The 26061-nt window shown below is 42.2% G+C and carries 21 protein-coding genes, 1 tRNA gene and 2 pseudogenes; 14 read left to right on the forward strand and 10 right to left on the reverse strand.

What is annotated here, in order from left to right:
* Positions 1 to 172 precede the first annotated feature (172 nt).
* A complete protein-coding gene (locus tag PN470_RS13975; protein WP_271935654.1) occupies positions 173 to 598 on the forward strand; it encodes a lysozyme inhibitor LprI family protein in 426 nt (141 codons plus the stop codon).
* Positions 599 to 657: 59 nt separating this feature from the next.
* Here the strand turns inward: PN470_RS13975 and PN470_RS13980 are convergent.
* From PN470_RS13980 to PN470_RS22380, 7 genes and pseudogenes are all read right to left on the reverse strand, one after another.
* Positions 658 to 728, reverse strand: a tRNA-Gly gene (locus PN470_RS13980).
* Positions 729 to 802: 74 nt separating this feature from the next.
* Positions 803 to 1540 carry an HAD family hydrolase gene (locus tag PN470_RS13985; protein WP_272104706.1) on the reverse strand — a complete coding sequence of 246 codons (738 nt, stop codon included), beginning with the start codon at positions 1538 to 1540 and terminating at the stop codon, positions 803 to 805.
* Between the two features lie 553 nt (positions 1541 to 2093).
* Positions 2094 to 4415: an AAA family ATPase gene (locus tag PN470_RS13990; RefSeq protein WP_272104707.1), complete on the reverse strand. Its 2322-nt coding sequence runs from the start codon at positions 4413 to 4415 to the stop codon at positions 2094 to 2096.
* A 140-nt stretch (positions 4416 to 4555) separates the two neighbouring features.
* Positions 4556 to 5851, reverse strand: a complete 1296-nt coding sequence (locus PN470_RS13995; protein WP_272104708.1) for a S1 family peptidase — start codon at positions 5849 to 5851, stop codon at positions 4556 to 4558.
* A gap of 9 nt (positions 5852 to 5860) precedes the next feature.
* Positions 5861 to 6166, reverse strand: a complete 306-nt coding sequence (locus PN470_RS14000) for a CU044_2847 family protein (RefSeq protein ID WP_002762380.1) — start codon at positions 6164 to 6166, stop codon at positions 5861 to 5863.
* 295 nt (positions 6167 to 6461) lie between these two features.
* Positions 6462 to 6713 carry a DUF4926 domain-containing protein gene (locus tag PN470_RS14005; RefSeq protein WP_272104709.1) on the reverse strand — a complete coding sequence of 84 codons (252 nt, stop codon included), beginning with the start codon at positions 6711 to 6713 and terminating at the stop codon, positions 6462 to 6464.
* 3 nt (positions 6714 to 6716) lie between these two features.
* Positions 6717 to 6851, reverse strand: a pseudogene (locus PN470_RS22380) (DUF6883 domain-containing protein); the annotation flags it as partial.
* Between the two features lie 235 nt (positions 6852 to 7086).
* Between PN470_RS22380 and PN470_RS14010 the strand changes: the two are divergent.
* From PN470_RS14010 to PN470_RS14030, 5 genes are read left to right on the forward strand one after another with little or no spacing between them, the layout of a single operon-like run.
* Complete coding sequence (locus PN470_RS14010; RefSeq protein WP_103112380.1) at positions 7087 to 7359, forward strand: hypothetical protein; 273 nt, start codon at positions 7087 to 7089, stop codon at positions 7357 to 7359.
* Between the two features lie 13 nt (positions 7360 to 7372).
* A complete protein-coding gene (locus tag PN470_RS14015; RefSeq protein ID WP_271937194.1) occupies positions 7373 to 8914 on the forward strand; it encodes a bifunctional pantoate--beta-alanine ligase/(d)CMP kinase in 1542 nt (513 codons plus the stop codon).
* 2 nt (positions 8915 to 8916) lie between these two features.
* Positions 8917 to 10740 carry a phosphodiester glycosidase family protein gene (locus PN470_RS14020; RefSeq protein WP_272104710.1) on the forward strand — a complete coding sequence of 608 codons (1824 nt, stop codon included), beginning with the start codon at positions 8917 to 8919 and terminating at the stop codon, positions 10738 to 10740.
* Between the two features lie 14 nt (positions 10741 to 10754).
* The gene (locus PN470_RS14025) at positions 10755 to 11078 is read left to right on the forward strand and encodes a phasin family protein (protein ID WP_002746237.1); all 324 of its coding nucleotides are present in this window, start codon (positions 10755 to 10757) and stop codon (positions 11076 to 11078) included.
* 6 nt (positions 11079 to 11084) lie between these two features.
* Positions 11085 to 11603, forward strand: a complete 519-nt coding sequence (locus tag PN470_RS14030; RefSeq protein ID WP_002773862.1) for an FKBP-type peptidyl-prolyl cis-trans isomerase — start codon at positions 11085 to 11087, stop codon at positions 11601 to 11603.
* A gap of 83 nt (positions 11604 to 11686) precedes the next feature.
* Here PN470_RS14030 and psb28 read toward each other — a convergent pair whose 3' ends face one another.
* Positions 11687 to 12025: a photosystem II reaction center protein Psb28 gene (gene psb28, locus PN470_RS14035; RefSeq protein WP_002755988.1), complete on the reverse strand. Its 339-nt coding sequence runs from the start codon at positions 12023 to 12025 to the stop codon at positions 11687 to 11689.
* 186 nt (positions 12026 to 12211) lie between these two features.
* Between psb28 and PN470_RS14040 the strand changes: the two genes are divergently transcribed.
* Complete coding sequence (locus PN470_RS14040; RefSeq protein ID WP_272104711.1) at positions 12212 to 13720, forward strand: helicase C-terminal domain-containing protein; 1509 nt, start codon at positions 12212 to 12214, stop codon at positions 13718 to 13720.
* 241 nt (positions 13721 to 13961) lie between these two features.
* On the opposite strand, the gene PN470_RS14045 is transcribed toward PN470_RS14040, so the two are convergent.
* Both PN470_RS14045 and PN470_RS14050 read right to left on the reverse strand, forming a co-directional pair.
* Positions 13962 to 15509, reverse strand: coding sequence for an FAD-dependent oxidoreductase (locus tag PN470_RS14045; protein WP_272104712.1), 1548 nt, complete (start codon positions 15507 to 15509; stop codon positions 13962 to 13964).
* Between the two features lie 167 nt (positions 15510 to 15676).
* Positions 15677 to 16012 carry a hypothetical protein gene (locus PN470_RS14050; protein ID WP_002783895.1) on the reverse strand — a complete coding sequence of 112 codons (336 nt, stop codon included), beginning with the start codon at positions 16010 to 16012 and terminating at the stop codon, positions 15677 to 15679.
* A gap of 175 nt (positions 16013 to 16187) precedes the next feature.
* On the opposite strand from PN470_RS14050, the gene PN470_RS14055 reads away from it, so the two are divergent.
* From PN470_RS14055 to PN470_RS14085, 7 genes and pseudogenes are all read left to right on the forward strand, one after another.
* A complete protein-coding gene (locus tag PN470_RS14055; protein WP_271937207.1) occupies positions 16188 to 17789 on the forward strand; it encodes a 2-isopropylmalate synthase in 1602 nt (533 codons plus the stop codon).
* A gap of 671 nt (positions 17790 to 18460) precedes the next feature.
* The gene (rpoD, locus tag PN470_RS14060; RefSeq protein WP_002755984.1) at positions 18461 to 19711 is read left to right on the forward strand and encodes an RNA polymerase sigma factor RpoD; all 1251 of its coding nucleotides are present in this window, start codon (positions 18461 to 18463) and stop codon (positions 19709 to 19711) included.
* A gap of 294 nt (positions 19712 to 20005) precedes the next feature.
* Entirely contained in the window at positions 20006 to 22099 is a 2094-nt protein-coding gene (locus tag PN470_RS14065) for a hypothetical protein (protein WP_271937210.1), read from the forward strand.
* A 103-nt stretch (positions 22100 to 22202) separates the two neighbouring features.
* Positions 22203 to 22583: pseudogene (locus tag PN470_RS14070) on the forward strand (DUF4351 domain-containing protein); the annotation flags it as partial.
* Positions 22584 to 22655: 72 nt separating this feature from the next.
* Positions 22656 to 24128, forward strand: coding sequence for a BCD family MFS transporter (locus PN470_RS14075; protein ID WP_103112387.1), 1473 nt, complete (start codon positions 22656 to 22658; stop codon positions 24126 to 24128).
* 114 nt (positions 24129 to 24242) lie between these two features.
* Entirely contained in the window at positions 24243 to 24680 is a 438-nt protein-coding gene (locus PN470_RS14080) for a pentapeptide repeat-containing protein (protein WP_272104713.1), read from the forward strand.
* A 104-nt stretch (positions 24681 to 24784) separates the two neighbouring features.
* Positions 24785 to 25891 carry a hybrid sensor histidine kinase/response regulator gene (locus tag PN470_RS14085; protein WP_272104714.1) on the forward strand — a complete coding sequence of 369 codons (1107 nt, stop codon included), beginning with the start codon at positions 24785 to 24787 and terminating at the stop codon, positions 25889 to 25891.
* Positions 25892 to 26061: the final 170 nt, after the last annotated feature.

Here is a 26061-nt window from a genome sequence, read left to right on the forward strand (position 1 = left end):
CACCCCCCTTATCAAGGGGGGCAGGGGGGATCGAACCTAAAATCCATTTTTAATTTAATTATAACCAGCTACTTAACCAAGCCAACCAACGAATCGAGCAGAATGAAAAAGCTATGCTCGATTTGATCGCATTTCTGTTATCTTCTTCTTACCGTCATTAAAGTAAGTAGCCATGCACAAGTTTTTACTAACCGTATTAAGCATAGCAAGTTTATTTGCTGTCGGGATGGCTACCCCTAGCATTGCCAGTCCCACATTTGCAGCGACAAACTTGCAACTAGCTCAACGTCCTAACTGTAACAATCCCCAGACTCAAAGCGAAATGAACATTTGTGCCAGCATCGCTTATCAAAACGCCGATCGCAAGTTAAATCAAGTTTATCGACAACTACTGCCAAAACTGTCAGCTGCTCGCAAACAAAAATTAATTAGCGCCCAACAAGCTTGGATTAAGTTTAGAGACAGCAGTTGCGAATTTGAAAGAAGCGCCTATGAGGGAGGCTCTCTAGCTCCCATGATTTACGGTTTTTGTTTGGCAAATGTCACCGAGCAGCGTACCAAAGATTTGCAAAGATATTTAGAAGATAGCGATCTCTAAGTCAGAATCGCCGTTGATATTACCGATAATTCCTTAGACGTTTACTGCACAACAGCCTAAGCGGGTGAGGGGAATCGAACCCCTATCATTAGCTTGGAAGGCTAGGGTTTTACCACTAAACTACACCCGCACTTTCGTTAGCATAACACGAATTGCCGATTTTTACAAGTAGGGATTTTCAGCTTGTTAATCGCCTCTAGATGGTCATAGATTGCCTAAAAATCCCGATCGCTCCTTTTTATCCCCGATTTGGCTAAAAGTTTCTTCCACGCGATCGAGGTCTAGTTGGGAAAAATTATCGATCGCCCAGTTGGACACTCTCTGCATAAAATGGAAGGGGTAGGTATGAGCGATTCCCACCACCTGCATTCCCGCTCTTTTTGCCGCTTCGCAACCAGCAAAAGTATCTTCAATCACCAGACATTCCCAGGGTTGCAATTGCAGATTAAAATTCCAACGATTGAATCTTTCTACGGCCAGTAAATAACCATCCGGTTGGGGTTTACTGGTGCTGATCTCATCACCGGTGACAATGACACTAAAGTAATCCCCAAGGCCCGCCTGTTGCAAGATTGATTCCACTTCCGAGCGTATTGCTCCCGTCACCAAACCGATTTGTAGATCCCTGGCCTTAACTCGTTTTAAAAAAGAGTATATCTCTTCATAAATAGGAAGTTTCTCTAATTTTTCTAATCTTTCTCGGTATAAACTCGCTTTTTTGTTAATTAACTTAGTCAGATACTCCTCGGTCACTTGACGACCGCGACGGGTGAGAACATTACGCAAACAGACGCGATCGCTTCTTCCCAGACATAACTCCGCAAATTCCGACCCTAGGGGCAGTAAATTTTCCCCGAGCAAGATTTCATTGATTAACTCTTGATGGATTGGTTCATCATTGATGATCACCCCATTAAAATCGAACAGAACAGCCTTTAACATCAATCTTAGACAGAAAAGCTAATAAATAATAAGTAGGTGGGTATTAAAAATTGTCAGACACCCCCATGATCAAGGGGGATCCCCCCGCCTATCGGCACCCCCCTTATCAAGGGGGGCAGGGGGGATCAAGGACAAAATCTATCTTCAATTTAATTGAAACCACTTACTTAAATATTCTTGATTATACTAAAGTTTTTCGTCGGGGCCTGGCGGGTCTTGCCCCTTACCCCATCTCAACAAACAATTTTAATCGGAAAATTGCCAAGGCCTTGACAAATTCCCAGATTTGTTCTATTATTTTGTTATAGTGGGAATCCGTGCTGCCCTGTAACCCCCCTATTTGGGGCTGAAATATTAGCCAAAAATATAACAAAAGAATTTAGAGACCTGCGTGGAAATAATATCCCAACCGATCGGAGGGCGCAAGCTTTGCGCCCCTACTGTAACGGATTTTGTCCACAATGTAGGGGCGAACTGTGTTCGCCCAAAAGGTACATTAATGTAGGGGCGAACTGCGTTCGCCCAAAAGGTACATTATTAAAGCGCAAGTCCCTTAGGCCATTGTTTCCGATACCCAACGACGGAATAATTCCACAGCAATCCGATAACGGGAGTCTTGGCATTCGATGACGTGATGATTTTCAAGGGTTTTTAGGGCCCGGTCGAGAGTTGTGGCGGTTAACGCGGTGCTGGACAGTAAATCTGCCCGGGTTAATCCTTGCAGATGGGGAGAAAGAACTATTAAAATCTCCCCTTGTCCGGCCGCATCTTGTTTAGCCTGTTTCCAGACACCCGTAAAATAATAATTCCCCCTTTGGAAAAACTCAGCATCGATGGCTTTTTCCACATCTTCCACCTGAAAACGAATATCTTGGGGACGTTGCAACTCAAAGACCTGTTTATTATAAAAACGTACCAGATGAAAGCCGATCAGTTGTACTAAATAGGGTTGACCGTGGGTAAGTTGATAAATTTTGTCCAAAGCGGATGGGGTATAGTCTAGGGGAAAATCCTCGTCTTCCCCAACGGGATTAGCGAGGATAACGCGAGTAGATTCAGGAGAGAGGAAACTAACTGGAATCGGGTAAACACTGCCAAAAAAAGGATGAAAATAATCGGCAGTCATCTCCTCTAGGGTATGTAATCCGGCAAAAACAAAAGCTAGACGCGGACTACTCTGGACAAGGGAACGCAGATAGCCGAGGAAATTCCGGGGGAGGGTATTCGCTTCGATTAAATCCTCAATTATCTCGAACTCATCGAGGGCAATAATTAAACCGGTTTTAGCTTTTTCCGGCAGAATCTGGCGCATCAGACGGTCTAAATAACGATTAAAATACATTTCTGGATGTTGGGAGATTTTTTCCTCTTCTGGGGCATCAATTGCCAAAGTTTGGGCGATTTCCTCAGCCATAGTCAGGAGAACTTCGGCTAGGCTGGTTACTGTGGCCACGCGCTGTAAATTAATGTAGATAACCGAGACATTTGGTGGGAGATAGGCCTCCAGATTGCGTAGAATCGAAGTTTTACCCATGCGACGATGACCATAGAGAACCACGGAGGATAGGTTATCTCCCGACCACATTGACTGAAGTTCCCGCAGGATATCCCCACGACCAACAAAGCGTTTACCGATCACCGGATCACCGATAGTGTAGAGATTAGGAATCTGTTGGGTAATAGTTACCGTTCCCACCGTTTTCGCGATGGATGTGCTAATTTCTGCCCATTTTTCGGCGATAGAAAGGATTAATTCTTTTTCTGCTTGGGGTAAAGTAGCCGCCTGTTGGTCGTTTATATCCCTTAATTCCCCGATAATCCGATTAAGAGCGAGGGATCTGACCTGTTGGGAGTAACTTCTCTGGACTAAAGCCATTTCTGTGATAACTAGATTTAAACTGCTGATAGCTTGCCAAGTTTGCGGACGTAATGACGGTTCTGCGGCAATGGGGGCAACCTCCAGGGAAGCGATACTATGGAGAGTTGCTGCCTGACTAAATCGGTGTAAAGTTTGGGCGAGGCTATACATTTCTTCCCCGTAGGCGAGGGAACGTACCACAGCAAAGGCTTTTTCGGCTTTTTCGGTGTCCCGTTGGCGAAGATACCAAAAACCGGCGGCGGCGGCACGAGCAGGGGTATCGAGACGGATTTTGCTGCGAGGAAAAGAAAACAGTTTCGCCGACGCATATTTTAACAATTGCCAATCGGAGGTATTTTCTGCCAGACGGGACACGCGATAGATAATTTCTGCCTCTGGGAATTGCGATAAAACGCGGTTAATGGCGACAAGGACAGGAATAAACTGGTGGCTGTACCGAAGGTATTGATTGAGGTTATTAATAGCTGTTTCCCAGTCTTGCTGTAACCATTGTTGTAGAGTCGAGGTTAACCCCGGCAGCGGTAGAAAGGTAATACGGGGAAAAAGTCGCCCTTGAGGGCCAGCCAAAAGCCCGATTAGCCAATTATCAGGACGGAAAAAGGCGAATATAAACCCCACGCCCAACACCCCGCCCAACACCACGCCGGACACCACGCCGGACACCACGCCGGACACCACGCCGAACCAATCAACAGAAAGTCCTAAATTTGCCGCTATGCTACAGATAATCAGAGGGGTAATTACAGTTAAGAGAAGACCCTGAATCCCTAGACGCAATTGTACGCGATGGTCGCGGAGAAATTGCCTTGTATCGCGCCATGTTTTCTGTTCTGTTAATTTATCGCCGCCGCCTCTCGTTTCCACATACCAGCGCACTGCTTGGGGAAAATAAAACACCCAGTACAACAGCAAAAGATAATCAAAGGGATTCCATAAAGATAAATCGCGTTTGAGTTTAGGAGCGAGATTAATTCTGGGGACGGTGCTTTCCTTCATAATTTCTATCTCTAGCTATTTACCCGGTGATGGTTTATTAAGTAGTTAGGTGTTACTCAAGGTAGGATCAAACCCCCCTTATCAAGGGGGGCAGGGTGGATCAAACCCAAAATTAAATCAACTTATTGTTTAGTTATAACCTAAGTTCGGGATGCTGAGTTATTGACTTTGGTTTGATAAAGTTTAAAACACTTTTGCATCACCTCTCGCGGCTTTCCTTGACTTTGCCTAACAAGAGAACTTATTTCCTCCTCAGTAAAAGTCACTCCAGTTTGACTTAGACGATGACTAATAAACTCTTTAATTTTAGCTTCATCCCATAATTTAATCGGAAATTGTTGACAAATTCCCTCGAAAGGTGAATCACCTCCTTTGTTATCAGGAAATAAAACATCAAGGGAACGATTAGCCGCTACTACTAATCTTAAAGGTGGATCGGGACGATTGGCTAACTCTCTTAATTGACTTCTAAGCTGATAGCTGAAATATTTTTGAGTCATATTATCTACCACATCCAATAATAACAGGATTTTATGTTTTTCTAATTCCCTAGTTAATCTAGTTCCTTTGAGCGGTTTATCGTAATTCGCAGCTATACCAATCTGATGACATAATTCATAATAAAAATCCTTATCTCCTGCTAATCCTTCTAAGTTTAGATACAAGGGTTGTCGATGACTAAGCAAATACTCCCTTGCTTGATGGTAAATTCCCCAAAGCAGGGTGGTTTTTCCCGTTCCCCTTTCCCCGATAATAGCAGCACTACTGCCGGAATTTAAAACCTCAAAAATATCTTTAATTTCTTGTTCCCGGCCAAAAATCTGCTGAATTTCTTCAATACCTCCGGAAGTGGGTATAAAAGGATTATGGGCATTTTTTTGGGGTTGTAATTGCGGAAAATATTTAAAAATAGTCTGAACTGGAATCGCTCTTCCTCCTAAATCACTATACTCATCTCTGGTTATATTCACCACTCCGCACACTTTCCCCGTGCGTAAATTTAACAGAGGTGAACCACTAAAACCGGGTTGTACTTGCCCTAATTTAAACTTGATTAAGGGGTTTTCATCCCCCGTTAAACCTATATACTCAAAGTCACTAGGATCACCGTTCGGATACTTGTTGGTATAGCCGAAAGTGTATAATTTATCTGTTAATTGTAAATCTTGATCAAAATCGACATATTTGTGATCTAAAGACGAGTTTAATTGTAAAAGAGCCAGATCGATCCCGTCTAGATTCGGTAAGTTGATAATTTTAGCCCCAGAAATTTGACCTTGCCAAATTATCTCGATAGTCTCGTTATTATCCCGCGCATCTTTTACCACATGAAGACAGGTCAAAATTAACCCTTGTCCCACAAAAAAGCCTGTTCCTGATGCATCGATTAACTTTAACCTGACAGTGTAAGAGGGTAGAGATTCCGAGGTAAGCATTTAATCAATTTATCCTCCCCATTCCAGAGTAATTTTTAAATTTCCCTTTCCTTCACCTTCCACAATTAAAGCGGTTAGTTTACCAGATTTTACCCTGACTTCTACCCCAAATTCTACGGTTGCCTTTTTGGGCTGCACTTTACTTATCGTAGCAGCGATCGATTCAGTAACTGCCTCAATTGTATCAGCCACACTTTGAAAGTCAAATATTTGATCGGATACTTCCCGTTCACCACCGAAACTTCTCGCTTCCACTAACATGGTGACATTTTCTTTAACTTTAACTGAAATAATCTCAGATCTAGATTCTGGCATAAGGCTCCTCCAATGACCCGTTTATGGTTTTCTCGATTGCTTCTCGGACAAACTTATAGCGGAACTAAAAAGGCTTATATATATTTCGGCACGGATTCCCATTATACTAGAAAGTATAGGTCAAATCGAGGGATTTTGTCAAGTCTTTTTTAGTATTAATCTATTTGTGTTATGCAATAGAGGGGGTTATAAGGAATAAAACCCCTATAGAGACAGACATTGCTGCGATTTTTGTCAATTGTTTTCGCTCTAGAACGAACTAATAAATTAAGTCTCTTGCCAGATCAGGATTTAGTCAATTTATGCCCCTATATCGAACCATACCAAGTAACGAAGAACCTTCTTTTTCCTCTTCTTCAATCGCCGATTTCGGGACAATGACGACGTTAACCGATTCTTCTACTTCGTTGAATAGTTCTAAAACATATCCTTCCTCACCCCCCTTCGGATGGGCAACTATATCAACAAGAATCGCCGAATCACCCTGCTTAAGATTGTATTCGGGAACGTCGCGGGCTAGGGTCACTTCTTCGTATAGTTGCGCCATGGTTTATTTTTCCTTTCGGGGTTTGAGGGTGATAAATTGAAATTGATGATCTAGGTTTCGTTTTAGCCAAATCGTGACAACGGATAGGGGAACTTGATTACTGCTGATTAATTCCCCCTCGACTCGCTCGAAGGTTCCCTATTCGATTCACCGATCAAGTGTATTAATTGATATTGTTTCAAGTTTTTTTTGGGGTTGTAATTGCAGAAAGTTTTTTGAAATAGTCTGGACTAAAAAGGCTTATATATATTTCGGCACGGATTCCCATTATACTAGAAAGTATAGGTCAAATCGAGGGATTTTGTCAAGTCTTTTTTGCCATTAATCTATATAATTGTCGGGCTGCTCACCAGTCATTGTCCTGAAAAAAATTATGCCCCGGTTTGTTAAACAAGCATATATGCAGCGTTTAATCAAGTCAGTCCCGATGAAAAAATTTTCACCCCCACAGATGAAAGAGGTTTCTTTCCCTACACCCCACACCCTACACCCTACACCCTCTTTCAAGTCAGGACGGGAGACAAAAACGAGTTATTGGACAGAAAGAGGCGATGGGATGTTATTATTTAAAGCCGATTCCCCGGAAGCAGCCGAATCGATCATCGGGCAGCATCCCCTGGCGAATAGTAGTGGAATAGGCTATTAAAGGAGTGAACCCTGTGCAAATATTCACAACAATCCCCGGTTTACGCACTTTTTTGGCTGATTATCGCCATGATCACAGTATTGCCCTCGTGCCAACCATGGGCGCTCTCCATAAAGGTCATGCTAGTCTAATTCGACGCGCAGTGACGGAAGCGGAGGTGACTGTGGTCAGTATTTTTGTTAATCCTCTACAATTTGGCCCCACAGAGGATTTTTCTCGCTATCCCCGCAGCCTTGACAGCGATCGCCAATTGTGTGAATCTTTGGGAGTTGCTGCTATTTTTGCTCCCAGTGCGGAAACTTTAGGAATTGGTGATTCTGAGGAGATAACCGCAGTTGTTCCCCCGATTTCTCTGACTAGCGGGTTATGTGGTGCTTTTCGTCCGGGACATTTTCAGGGAGTAGCCACAATTGTCACGCGGTTGTTTAATATTATTGCACCGACGATCGCCTATTTTGGCGAAAAGGATGCCCAACAGTTAGCGATTATCCGGCAATTAGTCAGGGATTTAAATTTAGCGATCGAGATTCGCGCTTGTGCTACAGTGCGAGAAACATCGGGATTAGCAGTTAGTTCTCGCAATCAGTATCTATCGGCCACAGAAAGGGAAAAAGCGACAATTATCGCCCAAAGTTTGCAATTAGCTCTCGAAAGTTTTCGTTTAGGGGAAAGACAAAGGGAAAAACTACTGGCTATTGTGCAAAAAAATCTCGACAGAGTGCCAGAATTTCGCCCTCAGTATCTGGATTTAGTCCATCCCCAGAGTTTACAACCGATCGAGCAGATCGAGACAGGGGGACTGTTAGCGATCGCTGGATCGATCGGTCAAACCCGTTTAATTGATAATATTATCTTGCGTCAACGTCGGGCAGTTATCGCTATTGATGGACCTGCTGGAGCGGGAAAATCGACAGTAACGCGCTTAGTAGCCGAAAAATTGGGGTTAACCTATCTCGATACCGGTGCGATGTATCGCGCGGTGACATGGTTAGTGGTGAATTCCGGTCTGGATTTGTCCGCAGAAGCGGCCATCGCCGAGTTATTATCTTTAGCGAAGATAGAAATAATCCCGGTCGATAGTCCCGAAAATGTGACTATAGTGAAGATTAATGGGCAGGATGTGACTTTAGAGATTCGCTCTCCCGCAATTACCGCGCAAGTGTCCAGAATTGCCGCTCAAAAAGCGGTGCGACAGCAGTTAGTCACCCTGCAAAGACAGATGGGAATGTCGGGGGGAATAGTTGTGGAAGGTCGGGATATTGGTACTAATGTTTTCCCAGAAGCGGAATTAAAGATTTTCTTGACAGCGACACCCGAAGAAAGAGCCAGAAGGAGATTAAAAGACTTAGAAGCGCAGGGAAATGGTGGGATTAGTCTCGCAGAATTAACCCAAGAGATTGAAAAAAGGGATTATTTGGATAGTAATCGCTCCCTAGCACCCCTGCGAAAAGCCACAGATGCGATCGAAGTTAATACCGATCATCTCACTATTACAGAAGTCACGGAAAAAATCATTGCTCTTTATCATCTTAACCAAGGGGATTTAGGGGGATAATTATGAAGTTAAATTACCTGACTTTATCATCTATCTGTTTAACGGTAACTTCCTTGATAATTATCGGCAGTCCAGCTATATCTTTAGCCGATCATAGATCACCAATAACTTTAGCTTCTCGGGATTTATCAAACCAGCAACAGGGAAAAAAAATTATTCTTAATGGTCGTTCTTTGCCCGTTTCTTGGCGACAGTGGACAGCAGCAAATAGTACCAGAATCGCCATGGGTGACACGGGAGCAAGACAATTATTCGGCATGGATTTTCTTAGCACAAATGATCCGAAAAAGCAACCGATAAACTGGTTTAATTTACAAACTTTATCGGCTAATTTGATCAATTCCGATCGCTGGCTGGATGTTACGGATATTTTACTAACAATGGGGGCAACAACCACTATTAATGGCGATAGTTTAACTATTAACTTTCCTGCTGCCCAGATTCAAGATATTCAGCTAGAAAATTATGGAGCAGTACAAAGGATTATTATTCAACTCGATCGCCCGACCTTTTGGCAAGTTAGTCAAGCAAAAAATGAAGCAGTGATTACCCTAGAAGGAAATGCCCAGCAATCGCTCATCTCTAGGTTTCAACCCCAAACTATCAGCAACAGTAACCAAAATAACGATGAAGATGATCTAGGCAACTCCAATAATAACTTACCCACTCAGATCACTTCCTTAGAAAATAATGGAGTGATCAGTCGTTTAAAAATTAACCTTCCCACTGCCTACGGATTACAGATCAGCAGTGTGGCTAATCCTCCCCGAATTATCATTGATTCTCGTCCCGATGCTATGGATGAAAAGCGCATTGTTTGGCAACCAGGGTTAATCTGGAATCAAAAATATATCCAGTTAGACAAAGATTGGTTTCCCGTGACTTGGTTAGAAATCGATCCCAGAAATCCCCAGATAACTATTAAACCAATTACCGCTAATTCCACCTCAATGCGCGGCACTAATCCCCTGATCACGATTAATAGCGAAAGTAACGCAGTAGCGATGATTAATGGCGGCTTTTTTAATCGTAATAATCAGTTACCTTTGGGGGCAATTCGTGTGGATAGCAAATGGTTATCCGGACCAATTTTAAACCGAGGAGCGATCGCATGGGATAATCGTGGTAAAATCAGGATCGATCGCCTTAGTTTAGAGGAAACTCTCATTACTGCCACCGGACAACGTTTTCCCCTAACCCAGTTAAATAGTGCCTTTGTGGCAGCCGGCTGCAGTCGTTATACTCGCGATTGGGGGAGTAATTATCATCCCCTCACCGAGCGGGAAACCGGGTTAGTCGTCCAAGGCGATCGCGTAACGGAGAAATTAAATAATCTTTCCCCACAGAACAGTATAGACATACCAGAAAATGGCTATTTAGTCATCTGCCGAAAGACAGATATTAATTTAAATATTGGTGAGACAGTCAACCTCGATAGCGTCACCCTACCGAGGGATTTTGCTAATTATCCCCAGATTTTAGGTGCAGGTCCCCTATTATTGCAGAATGGACGCATAGTTTTAGATGGAAATGCTGAAAAATTTAGTCCGGCATTCCAAAATCAACAAGCTTCCCGCAGTGCGATCGCAGTTAGTCAAGAAGGAAAAATTTTGCTAGTTGCTATCCATAATCGCGTCGGGGGAAGGGGGGCAACTTTAGGCGAATTAGCCCGAATTTTGCTGTTAATGGCGGCAACAGACGGTTTAAACCTAGATGGGGGTAGTTCCACTGGAATAACCTTAGGGGGTTATCTGCTCGATCGCTCTGCCGTTACCGCCGCAAAAGTCCATAATGGAATAGGGATATTTTTATCCCCGTCTCCTTGAAAGGTGTGAAAACAATGGATAATAGCGACTGGATTAAACAATTGCTGCTGATGGGTATTGGTACTACTTCGATGGTGGCAGAAAAGATCAAAGAAGTGAGCGACGAATTAGTCAAAGACGGTAAAATCAATTCTGATCAGGCTAAAAACTTTGTCGATGATCTGATGACACAGATGAAGTCTGAACAGGGGAGCTTCGAGAATAACTTAGAACGCTATATTCGCCAGATTTTGCAGGATTTAGGGGTTCCCCGACAATCGGAAATGGACGAACTGCGGGGAAGGATTGATAGATTAGAACGACAGGTGAGAGACTTAGAGAATAAACTCTGGCGTTAGGGAACTATGAAATCAATGCGCGAAATCTTGCTCAGTTTTGCTATCATTGCGGTTTGTGGCTTATTTTTAATCGTTGCTTCCCTCTTTGGTGGAGGGGAAAAAGCCAATGCGATCGCCGCAGAAATCGATCCACCCCCTATCACTCAAACTATTAATAAGGAAATCATCTCCATGGATTTAGATCAAGCAGTTACCACCGATTCGGGACTAAAATACATCGATATCGTGGAAGGAACTGGAGAAACTCCCCAAAAAGGTCAAAAAGTAACTGTTCACTACACGGGAACCCTGACAGACGGCAAAAAATTCGATAGCTCCAAGGATCGCAATCAACCTTTTACCTTTACCATTGGAGTTGGTCAAGTGATCAAAGGATGGGATGAAGGAGTCGCATCGATGAAAGTCGGTGGACAGCGTACCTTAATTATCCCCCCAGAATTGGGTTATGGTGCGCGGGGTGCCGGTGGGGTGATTCCTCCCAACGCGACTTTACTTTTCGATGTGGAATTGTTGGGAGTTAAATAGGTTTTTCCTCTGATTTTTCACTTCTACCCGCATCGATCCTGAATGCGGGTTTTTTGACAAATTGCCAGAAGCTAAGGGTAAAATCAGGAAGATTTAGTAAATTCTAGACCGTTTTCGCTACCGTAACGTTCCATAAAACGCATAAAACGATCCCACTCTGCGGGAGAATTAAAAATAACCGTAGCTTCGATCGCCGTGGGTTTACCGTTGATGAATTTGCCTTTTACTTCCCTGGTGACGATTTCTCCTTCTTCATCGACGAGATACATCCCCGTGATTTCCTCGGTTTGTTGATCTCCCAGGATAGTCGGTTGATCAAAATAAAATTTTGCCGATCCCTTCTCTCCCGTTTTAGTGCGACTTAAGCGGATATCGGGAACAACTGGTTCTTTTAACCCCCTGGAAAACTGAATTTCTGCCATTACTTTTCTTTATCCTTCTCATAAAATAGACATTTCTAGATCATCTCACACCAAGTCGCAAGTAAAAAGCAGATGGGACACCATAAACTTAAAGTATCCACGGTAAACTCGCGGGGGTGGGTTTGACTGATGAAAGATCACCTGTAAACCTCTCCCTTCCCACTGATAACCAATAACTGAGATGAGATGGTTTTATTAGAAGCAGCGGTTCATTCTTCTCTACGCGCTTTTTTACGCGAACAAGGACGCTTTTACTGGTCTCATCATCTCACTATGGGGCGACTGGTGGCTAGAGCTTTACGCTTAAAACGGTCCTCTCTCATACAAACTGGAACCACTCTTACCCGTTATTGTCTCAGTTATCTCACCCCGGCTCTTTTGGGTGATACACCTGTTCTGATAGTTGCCCCGGAGTCGGAAGTAAACCTACTGTTAGAAGTGGAAATCCCCCATCTGCAAGCATGGTTACAAACTCAGCGAGCTATCCTCAAAAGCGATCGCTTTCCCGCTAATTTTACCGGTTTACTCCTCACCACACCCCAACAATGGTTAGAGGATAAATTGGGCAATCTCGGTCATTTTCCCCAGAATATCCCCACTATAATCGATCGAGCCGAAGATTTAGAAACTTGTCTAGTAGATTATCTCACCGTCACCATTACTCCCGAACAATGGTCTGCTTTAGAGTCAGCATATCCCCAGCATAGAGAGTTTATAGACTTAATTAAAGCACAACTTAGCCAAAGTATTCTTGGTCATCCCATTAATCCCTATAATTGCTATCTTATTGATGCCAAGGAAAAAGAATATATAATTGCTCTCCTGCAACGCTTACATCAAGACTTAACCACTGATTCTGTTTGGCAACTTTTAGCGGCAAAAATCCCCGAGCATAATTATCTCCTCTGGACATCAGTAGATCGAGATCGAGAAGAATTTACCCTAAAAATCAGTCCTTTGGAGGTGGCTAGTTTTTTCAAACCAATTTGGCAGCAGCAACCCTTTGTTTTAATCGGCAGTTTTTTAGATAGCGAAAAATCCGCTAATTTATACCGTCAAAATCAGGGTATCGGAGATATTTTAACTTTAAAGTTTGCAGCCGATCGCGAGAGTGAATATATTCATTTATATCTACCCGATCGCATCAGCGCCCCCAATACCCCCGAATTTCAACCGATGTTATTAAAGCAAGTGCGGGAATTAGTTAGTGCTAATCATACCAGTGAACAACCGATAGTAATTCTGATTGAAGATGTTCCCCTCAAGGCACAAATTGCCACCCAAATCGCAGCCGATTACGGTTCGCGAGTGCAAGTGGATAAAACTGAGATTAATAGTAATACTATTCTCGTTTGTGGTTGGCAATTCTGGCAAACCCATCAAGAAAAATTTCCGACTCCCAGTTTATTAATTATCGCTACTTTACCCTTACCCTCCCCCGAAAATCCTCTCGTTGCTGGCAAAATTGCCTACTATAAACGACAACATCTCGACTGGTTTCGTGCCTATCTTTTACCCACAGCAGTGAGGGAAATTCAGAAATCTGTTCAGTCTCTCCGGGAGTGTCAAGGTTGTGTGGCTGTCCTCGATAATCGTGTCAATGCCCGCAGTTATGGCCGACAAATTCTCTCCGCTTTAGAACCCTATGCTAAAGTTAATTATCTCGATCAACAATTTTTTCAAGATAAAGATTAAATCAGTTATCAGTTATCAGTTATCAGTTATCAGATGGGGTGCATCTCAATTTTGTAGAAATATCTATATTACATTTGGGCGCACGCAGTGCGCCCCTACCATTGACGCGATAATATTATTGTAGGGGCGAATTGCATTCGCCCTCTTGGAATAACTTCTGCTGCTCACCAATATGTGAGAGAATGTCACCAATAAGAGATGCACCCTATCAGTAATCAGTTCACTGTTTACTGATCACTGATCACTGATTACTGATAAAATCTCCCCCAGAGCCATATTTCCAACTATCCAAATAACGATGATAAAGATATTTTTGCTTGTCGGGTAACTTTTCTAAAACAGGTTTTAAGCTAGTTGCTAAGGGATATAAACCACTATACAAAGCTAAATTAAAATAATGTCCTGTCCAATCAATAAAAGGACTGATACCCACTTGCGGAATCATCGGTAAAACTAATTGAGGATTAACCAAAGGCAAAGTTTTTGAGAGGGAAGAAAACTGCACCACATCCTGTAAAAACGGTTTTAATACCTCATCTCCCAACTTGTCCATTACCCGAAAAACTCCACTCATTAAGTCATTAATTTGGTTGGGATTAGGGTTAGCAGACATGGCAACACTCATAGTTTTTTGAAATAGCCAAGTTACCGATATATTCGGTTGATAGGGTTGTAAAAGGGCTAAATCTTCTCGGTTTAAAGCATCGATTTGTAAAGCTTCCTCGATGGCAAAAGTTAGCCTTTTTAAATGCCTAACCATTGCCCCAAAACCACCAAAACTGACCGGAGATTGACTACCGCTACTATCTCCCACTGCCAGAATTCTTGACCAAGGCATTTTTAAAGGACTTTGACGATAGGCAGGGAAAAAACCCGCTAGAAAACGCTGAAACTTTACCGCTTCTAAATCCACCTTTTGATACTCCGGCAGTAATCTTAAATACTCCTCCATCAAAAATTCTAAACTAAAGCGATCGGGATGGGTATCAAGATAGGTAAATAAATAAGTTGTCCGACCATCCCTAGCGGGAAATGCTTCCCAAAAGTATTGACATTGGTGCAAGATTGGGGTAAAAGAATAAATTAAATCACCAGTTTCATTACTGGGAAAACCCTGACCGCAACTACCCACCACTAAACAAACTCCATCGGGTTTTTCTCCTTTTCTGGCCTGTTTTGCAATTGGCGAAAAATGACCCATGGCATCGATTAATAAACGGGTTTTTAAAGTTACTTCTCCCGTTTTAACCATTACTCCATCGGGATGAATAATCCCCCCACTAAACCCCGAATTTTCTAATAACTTCCCTCCCGCTTGCAAAAACTTAGTTTTTAAAGTCTCTAGCAAATAAACTGGATCAACACCAATATTTAAAATATCTCTAACCCAAAGCTCATAACCTTGATAAAATCCCACCCTCCCAGGATTATATTCCGTCGCTATTGCTTGATTTAATTCTGCTTCGGTCAATAAATCTAACTCTAAAAAACTGCTTAATTCTAAACGGGAAATATTCCACTCCTGCTCACGACCGCGCAGAATACCTCTTTCTAATAATGCCACACGCCAGCCCCTAGTTTGTAAAGCAGCCCCGATGAAAATTCCCAGGGTTCCCCCCGCAATAACTAGATCAAAATCCGTCTCTCCTAAAGATTCTTGACTTTGATTAATTACCGCAGGAATAAGCGGATTTTCTAAACGCAAAGCTTGCCAAGTTCGATCGCTGGCTCGCAATTGTTGTAAACTCTGAGGAGATACTCGATCGAGTAAAGATGCAACTAAAGACATAATCTTATATCAGTTATCAGTTATCAGTTATCAGTTTTCAGTTTTCAGTTTTCAGTTTTCAGTTCACTGTTTACTGACTGAACACTCAAAAAAGCACCCTTCTAGTCGTTTCCTAACAGTGGAGACTTGCTACCTCACCATTAAGATAACTGCTCTATACGAGAAACCTATTTAGATTGGAAAAACTTTTTCCCTTCTTCAATGAGTTTATTAATATCCTTGAGAGAAACTCCGAAAATTGCTAAAACTCCCGTAAAGACTAACAAAAAACCGATAAAACTATTCCGATCATAGAGAAATAAACCCACCAAAACGATAAAATAGGGAGAGAGAATTTTACTAATATTTTCAACTACAGTAACCACCTCTGGCGGGGGAGTCTCAACAAGATTAATATCGGTTTTATCCTGATCTGGTTCGAGATTTTGCTTAATTGAAAACATCACCTCCTGTAGGTCTTTTACCTCCGGTGGGTTCGGTTCCTTCGCTGGTTTGCCAAACATTGTTAACTCCCTCGCCAATTTATCTATATCCTCTATGGTAGCCAAAAAAAGGGCAAGCGGGAAAAGCGCGAGCAGGTCGAGAAATTCTCAGGGCAATTTTCCTTATAACCCCCTCGGCCTCGGCTGCTATAATCAGAGGAACAACTCCCAAGTTCGTTAACGGTACAAAAAAACTATGAATACCAGTCCAGATCGTGTGATTATCTTCGATACCACCCTTCGAGATGGGGAACAGTCCCCGGGTGCCGCTTTAAATGTGGATGAGAAGCTAACCATAGCACGCGCACTGGCACGACTGGGAGTTGATGTCATTGAAGCAGGTTTTCCCCACGCTAGTCCGGGGGACTTTGATGCGGTGCAGAAAATTGCCGGCAGCGTCGGCGGCGAAGCTGATAGCCCGATTATTTGCGGATTAGCCCGGGCTACTCAAAAAGATATCAAATCAGCAGCCGATGCGCTCAGACCCGCCGCCAAGCCCAGAATTCACACCTTCCTAGCCACATCTGATATCCACCTCCAATACAAACTTAAGAAGACTCGTCAGGAAGTTCTTGAGATTGTGCCGGAAATGGTGGCCTATGCCAAATCCTTCGTTGATGATGTGGAATTTTCCCCCGAAGATGCCGGCCGCAGCGATCCGGAATTCCTCTATCAAGTCCTCGAAAGAGCGATCGCCGCAGGAGCCACCACTGTTAATATTCCCGATACCGTCGGTTATACCACCCCTAGCGAATTTGGGGCTTTAATCCGTGGTATTAAGGAAAATGTCCCCAATATCGACCAAGCGATTATCTCCGTCCATGGTCACGACGATTTAGGGTTAGCGGTGGCTAATTTCCTCGAAGCAGTTAAAAATGGCGCTCGACAGTTGGAATGTACCATTAATGGTATCGGTGAGCGTGCCGGTAATGCTTCCCTAGAAGAATTGGTGATGGCCCTTCATGTGCGGCGCTCCTATTTTAATCCTTTCCTCGGTCGTCCAGCAGAGTCCACGGAACCTTTAACCAAGATCAACACCAAGGAAATCTATCGCACTTCTCGCCTAGTTTCTAATCTTACCGGCATGATCGTGCAACCGAATAAGGCGATCGTCGGTGCTAACGCTTTCGCACACGAGTCGGGAATCCATCAGGACGGGGTGTTAAAACATAAACTCACCTATGAGATTATGGACGCAGAATCGATCGGTTTGACCCATAATCAGATCGTCCTCGGTAAACTCTCCGGCCGCAACGCTTTTCGCTCTCGTTTACAGGAATTGGGTTTTGAGCTTTCGGAAACGGAACTTAATAACGCTTTTATCCAGTTTAAAGAAATGGCTGATCGCAAAAAGGAAATCACCGATCGCGATCTAGAAGCTATTGTTAACGATGAAATCGATACGGTTCCCGATCACTTCCGCCTTGAGCTAGTACAAGTGTCCTGCGGAAATAGTGCCCGGCCCACGGCCACGGTGACGATTCGCACTCCCGACGGTAGCGAGTTATCCGATGCGGCCATTGGTACAGGACCGGTAGATGCTCTCTGCAAAGCGATCGATCGAGTGGTGCAGATTCCGAACGAATTAATTTCTTTCTCGGTGCGGGAAGTTACCGAGGGAATCGATGCTTTGGGAGAAGTGACTATCCGTCTCCGTTACGAAGGACGCACCTATTCTGCTCGCGCAGCCGATACCGATATTATTGTCGCCTCCGCTCGTGCCTACGTCAGCGCCTTAAACCGTCTCCACGTCGCACTGCAGCAGAAGGAAAAAACCCCAGAAATGGTACAAGTCTAGATAGGGTTTGCTCAACAATTTGGTCGGTGGGGTTAGGAGTCAGTTATCAGTTATCAGTTATCAGTTCACTGAGAAAACTCCCCACACCCCACACCCCACACCCCACGGTGCTATTGGAGAAAATCTTAAATTTGTCTCGCAAATTTCTAAAATGTTGCTAAGTTAATATTATGAGCTTGCGCTCTAACAATTTTAATACACTTGTATTGAAATTGGATTCGCGTAAAAGCAATGAGGGATGAAATTTGTCCGTAAGAATCCGATCAAATTAAATACAATAGCTAAAGACTAAAGGAATTAGCCAAGGCAAATAGGGATTATGTTCCTCTTGCCAGTGGGAACAGTTAACCCATCCCATAATTCCTTTGATACTTAGCTATCTGGTCAACACCGCAGACAAACCGGCGATCGGATTCCAGTCCTCCAGCCATTTACCCAATTTTTGCAGGAGCCAGATTATGAGTTGACCGAGCTAAAACAGCATTCCGTGTCGCTAAAATCGCATCGACACAAGGAAATTTAAGCAAAAATCTTCTCCCATTTGTTGTAATTAAAGCTACAATCGGAAAAGTCTTTCCCCGTCTCGGATTTGAGACACAAATTTGTTCAGTATCACCTAGATTGAGATTCGATCTTCTAGTTTTGCACAGAAGGAGCAAGAGGAAAACGGCATGATGCAGGCCCACGATGTACTAACCCTTACCGAGCCGCCATTGGATTTAGATTTGATTGACCTAGACGAAGACTTCGATGATGAGGATATCGAGTTAGAGCTAGAAGAAACCAGCGATAGCAACGATGGCAAAAAAACCCGCCGCCTTGCCAGCGCTCGTCGTCGCGACGCCGCTAGAAAAAAACCCTATACAGAAGATTCGATTCGGATTTATCTGCAAGAGATCGGTAGGATTCGGTTATTGAGAGCGGAGGAGGAGATCGAATTAGCGAGAAAAATCGCCGATCTACTGAAATTAGAACGCATTCGCGAAGATTTTTGCCTCTATAGCGATGCTGAATGGGGAAAACAGGTTTTCCTGTTCGAGCGCATCGAAAAAATTATCGTTGAAAAATCGGAAAAAGAGCCGAAACTATCGGATATTAAGGCTTATTTAGGTAAGACGGAGCTAACGGCTCCCCTGCTGGAAGAATGGCTGGCCAAATCAAAGGAATACTTATCGGCCTTTAAGCGTCGTTTGTACCATGGTCGTCGCGCTAAGGAAAAAATGGTACAATCGAACCTGCGTTTAGTGGTTTCGATCGCCAAGAAATACATGAATCGCGGTCTTTCCTTCCAAGATTTAATTCAAGAAGGTTCCCTCGGTTTGATCCGTGCCGCCGAAAAATTCGACCACGAAAAGGGTTATAAATTCTCCACCTATGCCACTTGGTGGATTCGTCAAGCCATCACCCGTGCGATCGCCGATCAATCCCGCACCATTCGTCTTCCCGTCCACCTCTACGAAACCATCTCCCGGATCAAAAAAACCACCAAGATTCTTTCTCAGGAAATGCGTCGCAAACCCACCGAGGAAGAAATCGCCACCAAGATGGAGATGACCATTGAAAAACTGCGTTTTATTGCCAAATCTGCCCAATTACCGATTTCTCTAGAGACTCCTATCGGTAAAGAAGAAGATTCCCGTTTAGGAGACTTTATCGAAGCGGATGGGGAAACCCCAGAAGATGAAGTTTCTAAAAATTTATTACGCGAGGATTTAGAAAACGTCCTCGATACCCTTAGTCCTCGCGAACGCGATGTGCTGCGGCTGCGCTACGGTTTAGATGACGGCCGGATGAAAACACTCGAAGAAATCGGCCAGATTTTCAACGTCACTCGCGAGCGCATTCGTCAAATAGAAGCCAAGGCCCTGCGGAAACTGCGTCACCCTAACCGTAATAGTATCCTCAAAGAGTACATTCGTTAATTTCCCGTCCTTAAAAAACTAGAAACTGAGTCTCCTTGAGGCTCAGTTTTATTGTTATCTACACTTTCCTCGACGGCTGCATCTCAATTTGGTCGAAATATCCATATTATATTTTGGGCGCACGCGATCCGCCACTAGCACGGATAGGTGAACTTGATTACTGCCGATTAATTCCCCCTCAACTCGATAGAAAGTCCCGTATTCGTTAGTAAGATATTCGATAGCGGGATTGACGAGGGTAAAACCAGCGGGATAACTGCTATACTATATTTATAGTTCACTGAGAGAATAGAAATGGATCACAATTGCGATGCTTGCGATTCTAAAATCGAAGATATTCCAGAGTTTATTCGTCAAAACCTCATTGTCGTAAAATCTATATGGAGATACAGCTGTGAGGCAATTAAAGAATTAAAAGACAATGATTACAACAAACACCTGATTTTAATTATAACAGATTTAGAAGAAGAAATTTTAGAAAATCGAGAAATATTTTCAAAAAATCAATCTGCCAAAAATTATTTTACTACAGAGATTAAACAATATTTAGAAGGCACAAAAAAATCTGCTGGGGAGCCATCGGCTAAGAGTTTATGGGCAAAACCAATATCTACTCAGTTGAAATTTATTTTAGAAGCTTTAAATTCAGCATCAGATTCTAAAAAATTTGAATTAAAAGACATATTATATTTTGTTGAAATAATACAAAGAGAGATAATTTCAGTAGAAAGTCTTGAAGGTTTACTTAATTTACTTATTACAGAAATCCTCAAAGAAGAAATGAATCTAGAGGAATTAAAATTTATCGTTAACACTATTATAATAATGTTTATTGAGCGAGGATACTATGTTAAAACTCTAGAATATTTATTACATAAACAATTATCTTTGTTTCAAGATCATTGGAACCGTATAAGTACAAGTACAGATGGATTGTATTTATACGGTGGACTCATATATGGATCACCCAAATATAACGAGGAAGTTTATTCTGAAAACGAAGACTATAAAATTGCCCTCAAGCAATATTATGACTCTTTGGGGCTTAAAGATAGGATTTTTCTGATGAAAAAAATTTATGTCGAACCACCTAAAAAGTATAAGGTTATTTTTAAACTTTCTAATTTTGCTCTAGCCAATTCTCAATCATTAAAAATAGGTAACGTTTATTTTTATATTCCGCAAATTCATGGAAAAATAACAATTCAAGACGACAGATACAGATACAGAGATGAAAATTCTGATCTTGTTTGGTTTGAAAAAACAGTACAGGAATTTGAAGTGATGTCCGAGAGTATTTATTATGTTGCTGTTGACATCGAAGGAAATGATTTTTATTCAATGAAGGATCAAGCGATAAGAACAGTAGAGAGGGCTGTGTCTGTCTTCCTAAAAAAGGATACTCTCATGAAAAAGACAAATAACAACGAAATACAAATAATATCAAATAATTACATTATCTGTAACGATCTAGGTGAGGGTGTTTTTTATCATTGTTATATATCGAATTCTAAAGAATTTGATATTCCTAATAATATTTATACTGACAGAATTGGTCATTGGCTTTCTTCTAAAAACTCACTTAATAAAAGCGTTGAAACATGGTTAACTGCCATTGAACTATATCGTAAATCTGTTGAGTCAGTACAAAGTTCCGACGCGCTTCTATATTCTTGGTATTCCCTTGAGCATTTTATCAATAAATCGGAAAAAATTACTGTGAGGCTTCCGAGGGAATTTGATAAATCTGTTTTTGAAGAATGGTACAATGCGAACAATATTTCAGTCCTACAATTATTGCTCGCTATTGTTACCATTAAATCCCATCTTTTTGATCTCCTAATTACTTTTGCGGATAATTTAGCGAGAAAAGGCTTTCCATGGGATAGATACTCAGTATCTGATGAAATTTTAAATATATTTTTTATTAGTAAAAAAGATAACGGTTCTATTGGGATAAACGCAAGTAATTTTCTTGAAAACTTTCAATTAATTTTTGATGATTTTGAGCAGAAAAATAGTCAATTCGATAAATATATAAGTGAGATTCGTGGTCATTTTATTGATCACACAACTTGCTTGAATAAAATAAAACAAGCAATAATCGATGTCAAAAATGATGTGTATAATATCTATCGCATTAGAAATATGCTAGTTCATAGTAGTAACACAAAAAGTAAGCTTTTAGAATATTATTCAAAAAGAAATAAGGAATACAGCTTAAGACTTATTTTAGAAATCAGAAAACATTTATTTGCAACCGAGAGTGATACTGAAATACAGCCGATAAATACTTATTTTACAAGGACGATAATTGATGCTAACGTGGCATTTGAAGCAGTAGTCAATAATGATATGGATAAATTCAGAAAATGGATAATACAATAAGTACCTAAGCAAAATTAATTACACATTTCGATAAAGCTTTTGCCTCTTGCCTATTGCCTCTTGCCTGTCTTCACTAGGAAATTTATTTTGCATGACTACTTAGGAAACTCTACGACAAGTAGCCGCAAAAATTGATAATATCGGGGGTAGAACTGAAAAAAGCAATTTAGCCGCCGCTACAGCAATTCTGGCGGGGTTAGTATTAAGTAAGGAAATCATCGGAAGCTTATTAAGAGAAGAAATTATGCGCGAATCAGTCATTTATCAGGATATCCGGGAAAGTGGAAAAGCACAAGGCAGACGAGAAGAAGCGGTTTCTTTGATTCTACGGCTACTTAACCGTCGTTTAGGTGAAATATCCTCGACTTTAAGCCAACAAATCCGAGAACTATCTCTAGAACAATTAGAAACTTTAGGAGAAGCGCTGCTCGATTTTACTAGCTTGACAGATCTGACCGCTTGGTTATCGGAGATAGAAATTTAAATCCCCAGAAGATGTCTGCTCGTCCTGCGTTAAATTTTTAAATACCGGCTTTTTTCCCGTATTGATTTAACTATGGCTACCAGCGATATTCCCCATTCTACTCACTCATCCCCAAAACCCCTGCCAAAACTGGGACTTTTCACCATGTTTCGCTTAGGACTCTTTCAGATGGGACTAGGTATTATGTCCCTGCTGACTTTGGGGGTTCTCAATCGGATTATGATCGATGAGTTAAAAGTTTTACCCTTTCTCGCCGCTGCTGCGATCGCTATGCACCAGTTTGTTAGTCCAGCACGCATCTGGTTTGGACAAAGATCCGACGGTAAAACTATTTTCGGTCATCATCGCAGCGGTTATGTCTGGATTGGGGCGGCAGTTTTTACCGCTTTAGCTTTTATTGCTTTGCAGGTAGTCTGGCAATTGGGACTTAGTATTCAAACTTCGGGATGGAATACCATTTCCTACGCTTGGATTGCCCTCTTAGCCTTAATTTTCGCCCTCTACGGACTAGCTTTAAGCGCCAGTTCCACCCCTTTTGCTGCCCTCTTGGTGGATGTGTCCGATGAAGATAATCGATCGCAATTAGTTGCTATAGTTTGGTCAATGCTGATGGTGGGAATTGTCGTCGGGGCGATCGTTAGTTCTCGTTTGCTGGATACTCCCAATATCTGCGGTACAAATATTTTGACCTATGATCCGACTCAATCAGCCCCCATAGCCAATATTCCGCAACTACAGGCGACAATTAACCCCGTGTTCACGATTATGCCCGCTATCGTCTTCGGTCTCTGTATTTTAGCGACTTTTGGCGTAGAAAAAAAATATTCTCGTTTTAGTAGTCGGTCCACTCTTGTGCAAAGAGAGGATCAAATTACCTTTAAGGATGCGTTACAGGTTCTCACCGCTAGTCGGCAAACCGGTTTATTTTTCACCTTTCTGCTGATGATGACTTTGAGTTTATTTATGCAGGATGCAATTATGGAACCGTTTGGGGGCGAGGTTTTTGGGATGTGTATCGCCCAAACCACCCAATTAAACGCTTTTTGGGGAACCGGAACCCTTTTTGGTATTGCTGCCACGGGATTTATGCTCATTCCCCGCATCGGTAAACAAAAAACCACTAAATATGGCTGTATTTTTGCAACAATTTGTTTTATTCTCTTGATTTTTGCTGGCTTTTCTGCTGACCAAAGTTTATTAAAATCAAGCTTGCTCTTTTTCGGTTTAGCTTCGGGAATGATTACTGCTGGGGCTACCAGTTTAATGTTAGATTTAACCGCTGCCGAAACCGCAGGAACTTTTATCGGCGCTTGGGGATTATCCCAAGCGATCGCCAGGGGATTGGCCACGGTTTTAGGCGGTACGATTTTAAATATCGGTAAAGTTATCTTTTCTAGTCCGGTTTTAGCCTATAGCTTAGTTTTCCTCGTGCAAGCATTGGGAATGATCCTGGCAGTTTGGTTATTAAGTCGCGTCGATGTCAAGGAATTTAAGGAAAATGCCCGAGCAGCGATCGCTACGGTAATAAAAGGAGAGATCGACTAGCAAAAGCAAGCAAAAGTGAGATAACAGGAGAATTAGCCCGATCGGGGGAAGTTGGTTAGCAGCTTTTTTCCTATCCTAAAAGTAGAGAGGAAAACGAAAGAGGAGGCTAAAACGATGAAAAGGACTTTAATGATTGTTCTAGGTTCCCTAGCCTCCTTACTGCTGATTAACCCCGTCGGTGCGGAAAATCCCCAACAGGTGCAACAATTACTGAATACGCGGGAATGTCCGGGCTGTGATCTCCGGGGTGCAGATTTAAGAGGGGCGCATCTAATCGGTGCCGATTTGAGAAAAGCGAATTTACAGGGAGCTAATCTCGAGGAAGCTAACTTAGAGGGCGCAGATTTGACCGATGCTAACCTAGAAGGCGCAAATTTAACCGCAGTTCTTCTGACTAATGCCAGTTTAAATCAAGCTAATCTCAATGGAGTTAATTTCACCAGTGCCATGATCTATGATGCTGATGTGACGGGTGCGTCAATGGGGGGAATTAACTTGACAAATGCTCAGATTTATGGTACCGGCATCGCTGTGGGTGGTGGAAATCCTTAGATGTTCTTGTCCTCAAAATATAGTTAATTTTGTAACAGATGCAGGTGTTGCGTCTGTTTTTTTATACACTTTTACTAAATAGTTTGAGTTATAAAATAACCGGCATGACTCAACCCACACCGCGCTCTAGTGTCTTAATTGTCGATGATTTGCCCAATAATGTGCGGCTATTGTCGATTATGCTCACCGAGAAGGGATATCAGGTACGCAAAGCGATTAATGGACAGATGGCCCTGAATACAGTGCGATCGCTAATTCCCGATCTGATCCTCCTCGATATTAATATGCCCGATCTCAATGGTTATCAAGTTTGTGAACAGTTAAAAGCTGATGAAAAAACCAGAGAAATTCCCGTGATTTTTATCAGCGCTCTTGATGATGTCTTCGATAAAGTCAAAGCTTTTCAAGTGGGAGGTGTCGATTATATTTCTAAACCTTTTCAAGGGGAAGAAGTCATGGCCCGCATTGAAAATCAATTAACTATTTGCCGTCAAAAAAAACAACTACAAAACGAAATTAAAGAACGTCAAAAAACTGAAGAAACTTTAGAAATTTATCTTCATGCTGTCTCTCACGATCTCCGCAATCCCGTGATCGGGATGTCAATGATCTTAAATAATTTAATTAAAAATTCTCAGGGAGAAACTAAAGAAGTATCCCGGAAGATTTTACAACAGATGGCCAACAGTTGCGATCGACAATTAACTTTAATTGATTCTCTTGTCGAAACCCGACAAAATGATCTTTGGGGAGTTTCCCTAGCACTAAAGCCTTTATCTCTCTACGAAATCGGTCAACAGATCGGTCAGGAATGGGAGTTAAGATTAAAGGAAAATCAAGCAACTTTAATTAATAACTTTTCCCCCGATTTACCCTTAGTTAATGCCGACGCTCACCATCTCTGGCGAGTTTTTGAGAATTTATTAGCCAATGCCCTTAAACACAATCCCCAAGGTATAATTATCACTTTCTCGGCTAGACTAGAGGGCAATTATCTCCGGTGTACTATTGCCGATAATGGGGTGGGAATTAGCGAAACCCAGAGAAAACAATTATTTGATCGCTATCAACGAGGCAATAATAATAATCAGATTAGTTTAGGACTAGGTTTATATCTATGTCGTCAAATTATCCATGCTCACGGAGGCGAAATTGGCATTATGAATAATGATGAAAAAGGTTCACAATTTTGGTTTACTTTACCCTACTAAGCTGTTGACTAAGTAGGTAGATGTTAAAAACTTTCAGACACCCCCCTTATCAAGGGGGGATCCCCCCGCCTATCGGCACCCCCCTTATCAAGGGGGGCAGGGGGGATCTATCTTCAATTTAATTATAACCAGCTACTTATCTACATTACTCGTTAAGACTGTCTATGAGC

The organism is Microcystis sp. CS-574 (assembly GCF_028329095.1).
Lineage (GTDB): Bacteria > Cyanobacteriota > Cyanobacteriia > Cyanobacteriales > Microcystaceae > Microcystis > Microcystis ichthyoblabe_A.

Coding starts and splice junctions, on each gene's coding strand:
- PN470_RS13975 (WP_271935654.1), top strand. CDS start 173: ATGCACAAGTTTTTACTAACCGTATTAAGCATAGCAAGTTTATTTGCT.
- PN470_RS14025 (WP_002746237.1), top strand. CDS start 10,755: ATGGATAATAGCGACTGGATTAAACAATTGCTGCTGATGGGTATTGGT.
- PN470_RS14005 (WP_272104709.1), bottom strand. CDS start 6,713: ATGGCGCAACTATACGAAGAAGTGACCCTAGCCCGCGACGTTCCCGAA.
- psb28 (WP_002755988.1), bottom strand. CDS start 12,025: ATGGCAGAAATTCAGTTTTCCAGGGGGTTAAAAGAACCAGTTGTTCCC.
- PN470_RS14000 (WP_002762380.1), bottom strand. CDS start 6,166: ATGCCAGAATCTAGATCTGAGATTATTTCAGTTAAAGTTAAAGAAAAT.
- PN470_RS14065 (WP_271937210.1), top strand. CDS start 20,006: ATGGATCACAATTGCGATGCTTGCGATTCTAAAATCGAAGATATTCCA.
- PN470_RS14040 (WP_272104711.1), top strand. CDS start 12,212: ATGGTTTTATTAGAAGCAGCGGTTCATTCTTCTCTACGCGCTTTTTTA.
- PN470_RS14030 (WP_002773862.1), top strand. CDS start 11,085: ATGAAATCAATGCGCGAAATCTTGCTCAGTTTTGCTATCATTGCGGTT.
- PN470_RS13990 (WP_272104707.1), bottom strand. CDS start 4,415: ATGAAGGAAAGCACCGTCCCCAGAATTAATCTCGCTCCTAAACTCAAA.
- PN470_RS14050 (WP_002783895.1), bottom strand. CDS start 16,012: ATGTTTGGCAAACCAGCGAAGGAACCGAACCCACCGGAGGTAAAAGAC.
- PN470_RS14010 (WP_103112380.1), top strand. CDS start 7,087: ATGCCCCGGTTTGTTAAACAAGCATATATGCAGCGTTTAATCAAGTCA.
- rpoD (WP_002755984.1), top strand. CDS start 18,461: ATGATGCAGGCCCACGATGTACTAACCCTTACCGAGCCGCCATTGGAT.
- PN470_RS14055 (WP_271937207.1), top strand. CDS start 16,188: ATGAATACCAGTCCAGATCGTGTGATTATCTTCGATACCACCCTTCGA.
- PN470_RS14075 (WP_103112387.1), top strand. CDS start 22,656: ATGGCTACCAGCGATATTCCCCATTCTACTCACTCATCCCCAAAACCC.
- PN470_RS14080 (WP_272104713.1), top strand. CDS start 24,243: ATGAAAAGGACTTTAATGATTGTTCTAGGTTCCCTAGCCTCCTTACTG.
- PN470_RS14020 (WP_272104710.1), top strand. CDS start 8,917: ATGAAGTTAAATTACCTGACTTTATCATCTATCTGTTTAACGGTAACT.
- PN470_RS13995 (WP_272104708.1), bottom strand. CDS start 5,851: ATGCTTACCTCGGAATCTCTACCCTCTTACACTGTCAGGTTAAAGTTA.
- PN470_RS13985 (WP_272104706.1), bottom strand. CDS start 1,540: ATGTTAAAGGCTGTTCTGTTCGATTTTAATGGGGTGATCATCAATGAT.
- PN470_RS14045 (WP_272104712.1), bottom strand. CDS start 15,509: ATGTCTTTAGTTGCATCTTTACTCGATCGAGTATCTCCTCAGAGTTTA.
- PN470_RS14085 (WP_272104714.1), top strand. CDS start 24,785: ATGACTCAACCCACACCGCGCTCTAGTGTCTTAATTGTCGATGATTTG.